Annotated in this window: 9 protein-coding genes and 1 pseudogene; 4 read left to right on the plus strand and 6 right to left on the minus strand. The window is 55.9% G+C overall.

Annotation, left to right across the window (positions count from 1 at the left end; all coding sequences use genetic code 11):
* Positions 1-5: 5 nt before the first annotated feature.
* A complete protein-coding gene (locus tag J2X66_RS11355; RefSeq protein ID WP_310264134.1) occupies positions 6-446 on the minus strand; it encodes a MaoC family dehydratase N-terminal domain-containing protein in 441 nt (146 codons plus the stop codon).
* Positions 447-456: 10 nt separating this feature from the next.
* Complete coding sequence (locus J2X66_RS11360; RefSeq protein ID WP_310264136.1) at positions 457-1,641, minus strand: lipid-transfer protein; 1,185 nt, start codon at positions 1,639-1,641, stop codon at positions 457-459.
* A 114-nt stretch (positions 1,642-1,755) separates the two neighbouring features.
* Between J2X66_RS11360 and J2X66_RS11365 the strand changes: the two genes are divergently transcribed.
* Both J2X66_RS11365 and J2X66_RS11370 read left to right on the plus strand, forming a co-directional pair.
* Positions 1,756-2,769 carry an AraC family transcriptional regulator ligand-binding domain-containing protein gene (locus J2X66_RS11365; protein ID WP_310264138.1) on the plus strand — a complete coding sequence of 338 codons (1,014 nt, stop codon included), beginning with the start codon at positions 1,756-1,758 and terminating at the stop codon, positions 2,767-2,769.
* Between the two features lie 125 nt (positions 2,770-2,894).
* Complete coding sequence (locus tag J2X66_RS11370; RefSeq protein WP_095967156.1) at positions 2,895-4,037, plus strand: acyl-CoA dehydrogenase family protein; 1,143 nt, start codon at positions 2,895-2,897, stop codon at positions 4,035-4,037.
* A gap of 132 nt (positions 4,038-4,169) precedes the next feature.
* Here the strand turns inward: J2X66_RS11370 and J2X66_RS11375 are convergent, their stop codons facing one another.
* Positions 4,170-5,291, minus strand: a complete 1,122-nt coding sequence (locus tag J2X66_RS11375; protein WP_310264143.1) for a CaiB/BaiF CoA-transferase family protein — start codon at positions 5,289-5,291, stop codon at positions 4,170-4,172.
* A gap of 429 nt (positions 5,292-5,720) precedes the next feature.
* Positions 5,721-6,209 (minus strand): annotated as a pseudogene (locus tag J2X66_RS11380) (transposase); the annotation flags it as partial.
* A gap of 1,384 nt (positions 6,210-7,593) precedes the next feature.
* Here J2X66_RS11380 and J2X66_RS11385 point away from each other — a divergent pair.
* A complete protein-coding gene (locus tag J2X66_RS11385) occupies positions 7,594-8,727 on the plus strand; it encodes a polymorphic toxin type 44 domain-containing protein (protein ID WP_310264146.1) in 1,134 nt (377 codons plus the stop codon).
* Positions 8,708-9,100, plus strand: coding sequence for a hypothetical protein (locus J2X66_RS11390; protein WP_310264149.1), 393 nt, complete (start codon positions 8,708-8,710; stop codon positions 9,098-9,100). The genes J2X66_RS11385 and J2X66_RS11390 overlap by 20 nt, the downstream gene beginning before the upstream one ends.
* 361 nt (positions 9,101-9,461) lie before the next feature.
* Here J2X66_RS11390 and J2X66_RS11395 read toward each other — a convergent pair whose 3' ends face one another.
* Both J2X66_RS11395 and J2X66_RS11400 read right to left on the minus strand, forming a co-directional pair.
* The gene (locus J2X66_RS11395) at positions 9,462-9,953 is read right to left on the minus strand and encodes a cysteine hydrolase family protein (protein WP_310264151.1); all 492 of its coding nucleotides are present in this window, start codon (positions 9,951-9,953) and stop codon (positions 9,462-9,464) included.
* Positions 9,954-11,259: 1,306 nt separating this feature from the next.
* Positions 11,260-12,073: sulfatase-like hydrolase/transferase (locus J2X66_RS11400; RefSeq protein WP_310264154.1), on the minus strand; the 814-nt coding region annotated here is incomplete at its 5' end.

The following is a 12,073-nucleotide window of genomic DNA, read 5'->3' on the forward strand; positions in this document are numbered from 1 at the left end:
ACTCCTCAGTTGCGGACCACGAGCACGGTGCGCAACTCGGCGACCAGCTCGTTTTTGTCGTTATGGACTTGCGAGGTCTTGACCAGGAACTCCAGGGCGCCGTATTTCTTGTCGAAAATATCGGCGATCCGCGACTTCACGGTGACCGTTTCCCCAGCACAGACCGGTTTGTGATAGGTGAAGCTCTGTTCACCGTGAAGAATTTTCGCGATCGGGATTTCCAGATCCGCCAGCATGCTGTCCACGGTGCCGGCATCCAGCTCGGCCCCGAACAGGAATGTCGGCGGGACCAGCACGTCACAGAAGCCGGCTCCTTGGGCGGCAGCGAGATCGGTGTACAACGGATCGGTTTCGCCAATGGTCCGGGAAAATGCGCAAAGACGCCCGCGCTCAAGCGTCATCGTGGTGGCGGCCAGTTCGTGGCCGATCCACTTCTTGTCGATCATCCGTCGCTCCTCAGACTTTTTCGTAGAGGGTGACGACGCAGGCGCCGCCCAACCCGAGATTGTGTTGCAGAGCCAGACGCGCGCCGTCTACCTGACGTGGACCCGCCTCGCCACGCAACTGCTGGACCAGCTCGGTGCACTGGGCCAGGCCGGTGGCACCCAGTGGATGGCCTTTGGAGAGCAACCCGCCGGAAGGATTGGTGACGAATTTGCCGCCATAAGTGTTATCGCCATCCTCGACAAAACGCTCCGCACCGCCGATCGGGCACAGGCCCAGCGACTCGTAGGAGAGCAGCTCGTTCTGTGCGAAACAGTCGTGCAACTCGACGACCTGGATATCTTGCGGACCGACACCGGCCGCCTCGTAGACATTCTGCGCAGCCGTGCGGGTCATGCCGAAACCGACCACTTCGCGCATGTCTCTCGCATCGAACGTCCTAGCCGTGTCGGTGGTCATGGATTGCGCACGAATGCGCACTGCGCCCTTCAGGCCGTGGCGCTTGAGGAAGTCCTCCGAACAGAGGATCGCCGCCCCGGCGCCGCAGGTCGGCGGGCAAGCCATCAGGCGCGTCAGCACGCCAGGCCAGACGGCAGGCGAGTTCATCACGTCTTCGGCGCTGACTACGTTACGGAACAACGCCATCGGGTTGTTGGCGGCATGGCGGCTGGCTTTGGCGCGGATCTTGGCAAAGGTTTCCAGACGGGTGCCGAACTCCTGCATATGCGCCAGGCCAGCACCACCGAAGTAGCGCAGCGCGAGCGGGATGCCGGCGTGCCCGACCAACTCATCGGTGGCCAGGTCGAAGCGCTCGAAGGGGCTGGGGCGGTCGCTAAAGAGCGTGCCCAGCGCACCCGGACTCATTTGCTCAAAACCCAGCGCCAGGGCACATTCCGCCGCACCGCCGCTGACTGCCTGATTGGCCAGGAACAGCGCGCTGGAACCGGTGGAACAGTTGTTGTTGACGTTGACAACCGGGATACCGGTCATGCCGACTTCGTAAAGCGCGCGCTGGCCTGCAGTGGAGTCACCATAGACGTAACCGACGTAAGCCTGCTCTATCTGCGCATAACCCACGTCGGCATCGACCATCGCGGCACGTAAGGCAGCAGCGGCCATTTGCGGATAGGGCGCGTTGGCGCCCGGCTTAACGAAAGGGATCATGCCGACCCCAATCACATAGACATTGCGACTCATAGCGGCTTTCCTGAATTTAAGTTGCGGCACGGTGTGACTTTGTGGGCTTAATGTGATGGCCGTGCGCAAAACCGCCAATGTCATAGCGCCGCAAATGACTTGCAGAATCCACCAATGTCGAATCCAACCCCCGTTACCTTCGCCTCCGTTTTCGTCTCCTCCCTGCTTGCCGCAGCCCGTGATCGCGGCTACGAGATCGAGGGCTTTCTACGCGACGCAGGGATCGATCCACAGCAGCCTCAGGACTTGGACCACCACGTCACCGTCGACCAGTACGTTGCGCTGCTGCGCAAGACCATCAAGGGTCTCGATGACGAAGGCATCGCGCTGTTTTCGCGAAAATTACGCCGCGGCAGCTTCATGCTGATGATGCGTTCAGCCCTGACCGGCGACACTCTGTTCGGCGCCCTGCGGGAATTCACCCACACCCTGCGGCTCCTGCAAGACGACCTTGACCCGGTGCTGCTGGACGACGGTCGGCACGTGCGGGTCGAACTGCACTTCCTTACCACTCAGGTCGAGTCCCGCGATTTCGCCCACGTGCTTTTTTTGCGACTGATCTGGCGCGTCATGGCCTGGCTGGAAGGCGGGAGCCTGCGCCCCGTCGGTATCGACGTGGCATTCACACAACCTGAATCGGTTGGCGACTACCGCAAGCTCTTCCCTACCGAACTGCGCTTCGGCACAGCCTTCTCGACTATCTGGTTCGACTCCCAGGCACTACAGGCACCCGTACGTCGTGACAGTTCTCATCTGCATGAATACCTGGACAAGGCCCTGCTCGATCTTCTGGTGCCCGCCATACCCGCACGCGTCAGCGACCGGGTGCGGGTCTATCTACGTGAAGAACGAGCACACCATAGCGGCTGGCCAGACCTTGAACAGACCAGTGCCGCCCTGCACTGCTCGGCCAGTTCATTGCAACGTCACCTGGCTCAGGAAGGCGCCTCTTTCCAGAACATCCGCGATAGCCTGCGCCGCGACTGGGCGATCTACCGACTGAAAACGAGCAAGCTGCCGACACCGGTGCTGGCAGAGGAGCTTGGCTTCGCCGACAGCGCCTGCTTCCAGCGCGCCTTCAAGCGCTGGACCGGCCAGACTCCGGGCCAGGTTCGCAAGGGCAACTGACAGATTGAGGCCAAGTGCAACAGCTTTGGGGCTAGCGGCTATTTGCGCGCACAGACCCTCGTTCTAGGCTCGCTTTTCGCACGCTGCCATCAGTGGCGAAGCCCAAAATTGCGGAGACCGAGCTTATGCTGCCCCAACTGCACCAACATTCCTGGATGGATAGCGACATCGAGGCCTATCGCGACCAGGTACGTCGCTACATCGCCAATGAGATGACACCGCACAACGATGCCTGGCGCGAACAGGGCTACGTGCCGCGCGAGATCTGGCAGGGCTTTGGCGAGATGGGTTTTCTGCTGCCGGAGATCAGTGAGGAATACGGCGGTGCTGGCGCGCCGCTGTCCTATCAACTGGTCGCCCTGGATGAACTGGCTCGTGCCGGAATGCCGCCCAGTACTGCGGTGCACTCCATTGCCACCCACTACATCCTCGACTACGGCACCGAAGAGCAGAAGCAAAAATGGATTCCCCGCCTGGCCAGCGGCGAGCTCTTCGCCGCCATCGCCATGACCGAACCCGATTGCGGCTCCGACCTCAAGACCCTGCGCACACGCGCCCGCCGTGATGGCGACGAGTACGTGATCGATGGTTCCAAGACGTTCATCACCAACGGCTACAGCGGCAACCTGGTGGTGATCGCCGTGCGCACTTCCGACGATGGCGCCAAGGGCATTTCACTGGTGGTGATCGAGACAGAGAACCTCAAGGGGTATAGCGTCAACAAGCTGAAAAAGATTGGTCTGCATGGTTCGGACACTTGCGAAATGTTTTTCGATAGCGTGCGCGTACCGGTCGCCAATCTGCTCGGCCCGGTCGAAGGCAACGGGTTCATCCAGCTGATGAGCCAACTTTGCTATGAACGCATGTTGCTGGCTGTTCCCGCTGTGGCGGTCATGGAACGTGCGCTGGAGCTGGCCACAGACTACGCCAAGGAACGCCGGATGTTCGGCCAGAAACTGTTTGACCTGCAGAACACCAAGTTCAAGCTTGCCGAGTGTGCCACCATCACCCACATCGCCCGCACATTCGTCAACGACTGTACCCAGCGCCTGCTCGACGGCAAGCTCGATCCTCAGGCCGCCTATATGGCCAAGTTGTGGTGCAGCGATATGCAGTGCAAGGTTACCGACGAACTGCTGCAATTGTTCGGTGGTTACGGGTATATGGACGAATACCCTATCGCCCGGATGTTTGTCGATTCGCGCGTACAAAAGATCTACGGCGGTGCCAATGAAGTCATGAAGGATCTGATCGCTCGTCAGCTGTAGGTCTGGGCTGCGCCTTTTTCTTTGGCCGCCTCCCCTCCCTAGGGTCTGCTTATTTTGTCAAATGAAAAGCCCGCTTATCGAAGCGGGCATTTACTGTTGTTGCCTCCCTCCTCCAGGTCCTAAAGGCAGCCTTTAGGCTAACACTCCCGACCGACGCAGTTGCTCCAGCCGATCTACTGCCACCGTCGCTAAAAGCGGTGCTTGTTCCTGACGACCGACTTGAAGAATCGCACCAGGGGTACGAGAGAAGCGTGGCGCCGGGTTGGCCTGGACAATCGGCTGAGTCTGAAAAGTATTGCGTGCAACATTGTGCGGATGAACGGCCGCTTCCATGGGTGAAAGCACGGGAGCGAAGCACACATCACTGCCTTCCAACAACGCGCACCAGTGCGCACGCGGCTGGCTGCGGAACCTCGAGGTCAGGCGCTCCTTGAGCGCGGGCCACTGAGCGAGGTCATACTGAGCCTTGACCGCGACATCCGATAGTTGCAACCGCTCCATCAGCTGCGCATAGAAGTGAGGCTCCAACGGCGCCAAGGAGATCCACTCGCCGTCGGCGCACTGGAACAGGTCATAGAACGGCGAATCATAGAACGCGCTGGGTTGCGAACCACCGATCTGCCCAGCGGCATGAATGAAATGCGCAATTGAACCGAGCACCGCAACCATATCGACGATCGCTGCATCGACGACCTGCCCCTTGCCGGAACTGCGCGCCTCGAAAGCTGCTGAAACGATACCGAAAGCCATGCCAAGAGCACCAATGGCATCCCCAGCCAAGGTCGCCGGTGGACGTTGCGGATCACTGCGCCCACCGGTTAGACCGAGCAACCCGGTCAGTGCTATGTAATTCAAATCATGACCTGCGGTCTGAGCCAAGGGGCCGTCCTGCCCCCAACCAGTCAAGCGACCGTAGATAAGACGCGAATTCTTCGCCAGGCATTGTTCAGGCCCGAGCCCCAGACGCTCCATGACACCCGGACGGTTGCCCTCGATCAGGGCATCAGCCTCGCCCAACAGATCCAGAGCCAGGGCGACCCCTTCCGGCTGCTTGAGGTCGACGACCACCCGATGCTTCCCGCGCTGGAGGATTTCGAAGTCGACATCCCCACCCAATTGCTTTGTGAGGGCGACGCCCCCCTTACGGGCAATCACTGTAACTTCGGCGCCCATGTCAGCAAGGAGCATCCCCGCCAGCGGCCCCGGCCCTATCCCTTCAAACTCTACGATTTTAAGCCCGGCTAATGGTCCCATCACTTTCCCCATCAGTATTCACAATTCAATTCACTCGGAAGGCCCACCCTGTCTATGACAGGCCGGAGATCATGGCGACAGGGAAGCCTATGGAGGAGACGGCGCGCTGCCTATAGCCGCACAACCCAAGACGGTTGCATTAAACTTCAACGTCAACGTGGCCACATTCATTTCACTAGCTAGGTTTGTAACGTTGTGAAACGGCAGTTTCATTCCCCAGCTTAGCGGACGCTGAAACCTACATTGCCCAGTTCGAAGAGCGGATTGAGGCTGCCTCTCATACACTTGCCCAAGATGGTGGAACCCCGGAGGTTAATTAAGCAGCTCGTAAGATGTCGCCTATGAGGCCAGCCTACATTCGCGACCTGATTACACCCGACGAAACTGAGCATTGATCATCATCTGTTCTAACAAGCATTGGGTGACCGGTTCATCACCCGGTACACCGCGCTGCCGCTGGCATCCGCTTTGATGATGCTGGCGTCCACGGCAAAGCCTTCACCTTTGACCAAGCCTGCGTCCATGCAACGACGCAGCACTTCATTGAACAGCCAGCGAAAGAGATCGCTGTCCCGAAAACGGCCGTGTCGATTTTTGGAAAAGGTCGAGTGGTTGGGGATTTCGTCTTCAAGGCTCAACCGGCAGAACCAGCGATACGCCAGGTTCAAATGGGCCTCTTCGCACAACCGCCGCTCTGAGCGAATGCCGTAGCAATAGCCGACGATCAGCATGCGGATCATCAGCTCGGGATCAATCGACGGACGCCCGATCGGGCTATAAACATCGGCGAGGTAATGGCGCAGGTCGCTCAGATCGAGACACCGATCAATGCTGCGCAGAAGGATTGGCTGGAATGTGATCTTCAAGGTTGAACGAGTAAAACAGCCGATCCTGACCACTCGATAACTGTCCCATCATGCTGCGTGCTTCCCTGCTGGCCAATGCAGATATTTTGCCGCAGGCCAGATAGAGGAGCTACTTTTTCAACAGAATCGGCCAATAACGGACGTGGGATGATGACCGCTTCGCCTCCCTGAGCACCAACTCGAAGGTACCTCCTAGCACCGTTAGATACGGGTTCAATTCGGTCACGGTTCAGACAGACAGGCGTTAGATTTAAAGATTCGCATAACCGCCCGCACGCCACGAACGGCGGAACCTGCGAGACGATTGCACAATTTGTTAATGCCGAGGTTTGAAACGGCGAGTGAGAGCGTTTTTAGCGTCCTGGCAATGCTTAGCCCCAACGTGGAAAACAACGATGGCGGGGGGCAGCTGCAGCCGAGGGTAATGGCGCAGATCTGCTCCATCCACCACTGGTGGTCGGACCTCAAATTGAGGGTGGAGAGATGCATCCAGATTTGGACGCATCTCTACTTGAGGCCGGAAAGCCTGCGCAGTAGATACCTCAATTCCAAGGTATGTAGATCTCGCTCACAGTTGGTGGATGGGACGGGCAGTCGACCAGCGAAATTCTGAGGGTTAAAGGTGGGATTTTCCCACTTTGGGTAACGCTCGCACCGTTACCTGATCATTAGCGGCGATGCGCTCAAATCTGAGCGTATCCCCACCCTGCGATGCAGGCCGGCCCCCCCTGCATCGCAGGATGTATCTAGACCGAGCCGAAAAAGGACGTACTACAGGTTGACCGGCTTTAGATCGGAAGATTCTGGTACTGCGCTGGAACGCACAGAACACAAGGCTTTCGGGGTTATTCAAGAAACAACCATAGTCGAGGATTAAAAGTGGGCAACTGAAGCTATTTTTTCCGTCCCGGCGAGACCTGCCTTTGCAGACAGCAGGTCTTTGAGGTCACGGCTCAGGTTGACCGGTGTTAGATCCGGAGATTCTGATAATCCTCTGAAGGCCTTACACAGCAAGGCCTGCGATGCCCTTCAAGAAACAACCATACGAGAGGATTAAATCTGTGGAAAAAGTCCATCGCACAGCAAGACAGGAGCAAGATGCCAGGAAGAGCAAAAAGCGCAGAGAACCACGCCGTGTCGAGACTGGGGCCGAAAACAGAAATTAATCTTATAAGAGGATTTAATACGACGAAGCTGATGAACCCGAGGCCGGCTCGGGCCTCAACGGGGGCCTTTCATCGACAAACCTAACCTCTGTTGGGCGCGACCAAATCTACAATATGACCGGAAGCAATCGGCCAGAACCGGTTGGGCGAGCGTCTAAACTCAGACCTTTCCTACAGACTCCCCTCCACTTGGTGCGGTAATCTCCCGGGGCCTACAAAACGCTTTTGGCCTCCACTCGGAGGCTTTTTATTGCACGACAAGGATGACGAATGACTCCCTCCGCTCGATTGGGTGACAAGCATGTCTGCCCAATGCCCGGTCACGGCACTACCCCGATTGCTTCCGCCAGTGGCGACGTAAACATCAACTTCATGGGATCTGCGCGGGTTGGCGATACCTGTGGCTGTGGAGCCGTAATCACCACAGGGTTCCCCTCCATTCAAGTGAACGGGCGCCCTATGGCCCACTTAGGCAGCCCAACCAGCCACGGTGGAACGATCATTACCGGGTCAGGCGATGTCGGTGGCGGTTTTGTCATGGGCGATGCTGGTGGTGCAACCATCATCAACTTCATGGCACTGGGAGCGTTCCGTCCAGATGGCACTGTGGATGATGAGAAAATGGCCACACTGCTCGCTGATCCAAAGTTGAAAGAGAAAGCGATTGCCGCAAACGCGTTGGTAGATTCCAAAGCCGTCCCGAAAAAGCCAGAGGCAGAGCCAGAACCGAAAGCCCCCGTTGCGTGCAAAGACCCTGACATGATGGAACAGGTGGCCAGCTATATTGCCGGGGAAATGAACCGCAACATCACACACCCATCCGTGCTGAAAATGAAGAAGCTAACCAGCTTTGACGCGGAAGCGGAAAATGCAAAATTTCAAAAGCTCCCTTGGTATGCACGCCTTTCACCACCTAATTTCCAAGCGATGGAGCTTGGTAACACTTCTGCTGCGATGGCCCTTTGGACTGAGCGGGTTGGTCAAAATCGGCCATGGGACCACAAAGTGACGATTGGGCAAAAGTTCGACGGGACTTGGCAAAAGCAAGGTCAACTGGACTACTTCTACGATATCTGGTCGAACATCCACTATGGCTACATAGGTCGCGCTGGTGGCCTTTCTGAAAGCGTTCTTCTGGACGGCGCTGGGCTTGAACAGATTGCATCAGACTCTATTCGAAAAGTTCAGAAGTGGGACGAACGAAAAGGGCCTCATCGTTCAGCAGACATCGAAGGAATGCGGGCTTGGGACGACATAGGCGACCGAGTCTCTATCGGCATTGGAGTCAAACTGTACAAGCAGCACCCAAACGGCAGGATTACGGCAAAGATGCTCATGGACGAAGTTTTAGCACTACCGCGTTCAAGCTGGGGAGATGGCACCCGTGACCACGTCTGCAAATAAACCGAAACGGCATTGCTGGCGCTGGGTGATGGCGCTACTACTCGCTCCCATCGTATTTTGGTATGTCGCCACACCCCAAGTGAGCTTCCATTTCTCTGACAAGGGACAGGGGCGTCTCGGATACATTTTGAATGTTCAGCACGACATCTCAAAGGGCGAGATCTATCCCGGTGAAGCAACAGGTGGGGCTGGGCACATCTTCCCGAACAACCAATTTTTTATGGAGTTCAATTGGAACAACGGTGGAATATCGCACTGCATCCGGGTTAAACCGAAGTGGCCGACCACCGATGTCTACATCGGGGCAGATGGTGCTATCGACAGCCGCACTGATGGCAAATTTATTGAAGCATGTGGGCCACTCCCAAAATAGAAAACTCCGAGAACCAGGCCCTTTCTGCGACGTGATGGTTCAGGGCTAGGAGAGGCTGCTTCCGGTCTCTGGACAGCCCCTCTGACGGCCGATAGGTGGTGCACGACGACACCTGCAACGTCGAAGACCATACGCCTTTGTCGGGCCATTCAGAAAAATCAATGGGTCCTCCCGAAGGGGTGGGGCTAGGGGGTAATTCGGACCCCGCGCCTTCGGTATATATGACCTATTTTCGGTGGTTGGTTGTTGTTTTGTCGATCACCGCAAGCCCCGCCCCCTATGGGACCTGCGGTCCCATACATCGCAACAACTCAGGCCAGTCATATCGATGGGTGAATGGCCTAGGTTGGACTAGGGTACATCACTCGTGAGTTGTGGGCCGCAGCTCAGCGAGTATTTCAGCCGATGAGGAGATTTGTCCAAAATGGTGCTTCCAAAGTTTAATTCCTAGCTGTCCAGACCTGTCGAGCGATGAGCCAACGGTTAGATCAGTAATCAATGTTGGGCGCAGGCCCAAATCGAAGAGAGCAAAACCCGCGGCTAACACACAGGTCTCTGTTTGGATTCCACAGACTAGTACGCGATCTGGATTGAGAGACTTTAGGTAGGTCAGTGTCGCTTCGGAGGGCGCGTAACCATATTTGATGAAGACATGATCGGTGTCTATGAGGCTCTTGTCATTCACAGCGGGGCACCACCCGAGTTGCTCATAGAAAGGAGTACATTTCTCATCGTACAACTCGATGGTCGCGATAGCCGGAACATGTTGGGTTAATGCCCTGATACCACTTAAAAGCCAATCGGGAGGGGAGAAAGTGGATTGGACATCCACGACAAGAAGAATTTGCCGCATGGCTCTATCCTTATGCTCGGCAGATTACCCTATCACTGTAGCTGTCGACTGTGGGAAAACCTTTCAGCCAAGATTAGCATCGTGCATGGGAGCACCTTGCCTTCCATACACTCGACGACTATTTCAACGTCGATAGGATTGAAGGGCCGGGTAGGGATGCACTTACGCCGCGCCACACCACATAGTGCTCAATCCTTCCCCGAAACACGCCGGGGACCCTGGAAATTTCGTCGAGAGACGGGTGCTGAAACTCGCGCCAATTCGTTAGCGGCACCTCGCCAAAGTTAGTTAACTGGTTAACTCGTTTAGCTAACTAAGCTGAAAGCCTTGCAAAACATGGCTTGTAGCCCGGTTAACCAATCATTTTTGCTGGTTAACTCGGCTATCCGTCCAGTCGCTTGAGAGCCAAGCGGGCCGTGGCTTTCAGAGCGGTTAACTAAGGAGTTAACCGACTAAAATACTCGGTTAACTGGTTAACCGCTAGAAATGAGCGACTAAATCGTCTGAAAATCAAGCGGAGCGGGGCTTTCAGGCAGTTAACCTAGGAGTTAATCGACTGAATTACTCGGTTAGCTCGGTTGGTTAACTGGGCTGAAAGCCTTGGAAACCATGGCCTGTAGCCTAGTTAACTTAGCATTTGAGCTGGTTAACCCGACTGTGGAGCAAGGTGGCAGCTGACAGTGGTTGAGGCAGGTACGTTTTAATTGTGGCCATACCCCACGTTTAAACAGTCCGGCCCAAAGTGATTCCGTAACTTCATTTCGACCAATTACAACGGGAATATTCGGGGGTGTCATTCCTCAAAACGACACCCACCAACGCGGAGACTGTGTCGCATTTTGGTTTTTACTGAACGGCTGTCTTTTCAGCTGGACTGTCAGCTAATTCGGCCATTGCTGTTCCCCCAAAAAAACACTGGGGTACAAGTTCCCCCGCTCATCCCCCCGGAAACATTGGCTGTTCCCACTGTTCCCCCGTTCCCCCGTTTTTTGAATTCAGTCACACATTGGATGACGAATAGTTGCGACAGATTGGGGGGAGTTAATCTGTTGCATCGACCGGTTGAATCCACAACCCAAAGCTGACGGTGATCACAGGTAAGAATCGCCCCCAAATAGTTAATCCGGTTGCTGTTTTTTGCCAAAATGAAAAAGCCCGCGTGGGCGGGCTTTGGGACTCACAATAAACGTCTCGGCCCCATCAGCTCACTAGGTATAGCGTGAGTTGGAAACAAACAACTGAGCGCCGAAGGTGTGTAATAGAGGGGGGCGTCCGCCCACTCGCGGACGCAAGGGAAGAGCCGTTACTATTTCTTCTGCTTCATTTTTTCATCAATTTCTTTGTCTACATCGGCACGAATCTGATCGATGCTGAAGCTCGCCGGGCGCTGGCTTGGCGGGTATTCGACAAACGTCTTCAGGAAGGCTGATGCTCTTTGAGTGCCGTCAAATAACAGGTAGTCGTTCTTCGTGAGCCAATCATAGTATTGGTCAGACACGACGTCGGCACGCTCAAAGGGGTCCATCCGCAAGTTGAAGAGTTTGGGAACGCGTAGGCAGCTAAATGGTTCGCTCCAGACCTTAAATCCACCCGGGGCACGTTGTTCACAAAAAACGATCTTCCAATTGTCGTAACGCATGCCCACCAGATCGCCGTCATCGCTGAAATAGTAGAATTCATTACGAGCACTTTGGTTGGTCTTGCCGGTCAGGTAGTCGAGCTGGTTGAAGCCATCCAGATGGACTTTGAAGTTCTTTCCTCCTACATCAGCGCCTTTGAGCAGGCGGTCTTTAATATCGGTATCCCCCGCTGCGGCCAAGAGTGTCGGAAACCAGTCCAGCCCAGAAAACATTTGCGTAGAAACCGTTCCGGGTTTTATTTTTCCAGGCCAACGTATCAAAGCAGGAACCCGGTAAGCACCTTCCCAGTTCGAGTTTTTTTCATTACGGAACGGGGTGGTCGCCGCATCCGGCCAAGACCACTGGTTAGGGCCGTTGTCGGTGGTGTAGATCACGATAGTGTTGTTGTAGTGGTCTAATGAAACCGGACACCCATTTAGGCGAGAATGCTCGCCCGATCGAGGTGTCAGATGACCAAACAACGCCGTTCCTTTTCTGCTG

Source organism: Pseudomonas sp. 3296 (assembly GCF_031456615.1).
GTDB lineage: Bacteria > Pseudomonadota > Gammaproteobacteria > Pseudomonadales > Pseudomonadaceae > Aquipseudomonas > Aquipseudomonas mucoides.

Bases quoted from the DNA above. Each gene is read 5' to 3' on its own strand.
- J2X66_RS11375 (WP_310264143.1), bottom strand. From the start codon at position 5,291: ATGGGACCATTAGCCGGGCTTAAAATCGTAGAGTTTGAAGGGATAGGG.
- J2X66_RS11355 (WP_310264134.1), bottom strand. From the start codon at position 446: ATGATCGACAAGAAGTGGATCGGCCACGAACTGGCCGCCACCACGATG.
- J2X66_RS11385 (WP_310264146.1), top strand. From the start codon at position 7,594: ATGACTCCCTCCGCTCGATTGGGTGACAAGCATGTCTGCCCAATGCCC.
- J2X66_RS11360 (WP_310264136.1), bottom strand. From the start codon at position 1,641: ATGAGTCGCAATGTCTATGTGATTGGGGTCGGCATGATCCCTTTCGTT.
- J2X66_RS11365 (WP_310264138.1), top strand. From the start codon at position 1,756: ATGTCGAATCCAACCCCCGTTACCTTCGCCTCCGTTTTCGTCTCCTCC.
- J2X66_RS11370 (WP_095967156.1), top strand. From the start codon at position 2,895: ATGCTGCCCCAACTGCACCAACATTCCTGGATGGATAGCGACATCGAG.
- J2X66_RS11395 (WP_310264151.1), bottom strand. From the start codon at position 9,953: ATGCGGCAAATTCTTCTTGTCGTGGATGTCCAATCCACTTTCTCCCCT.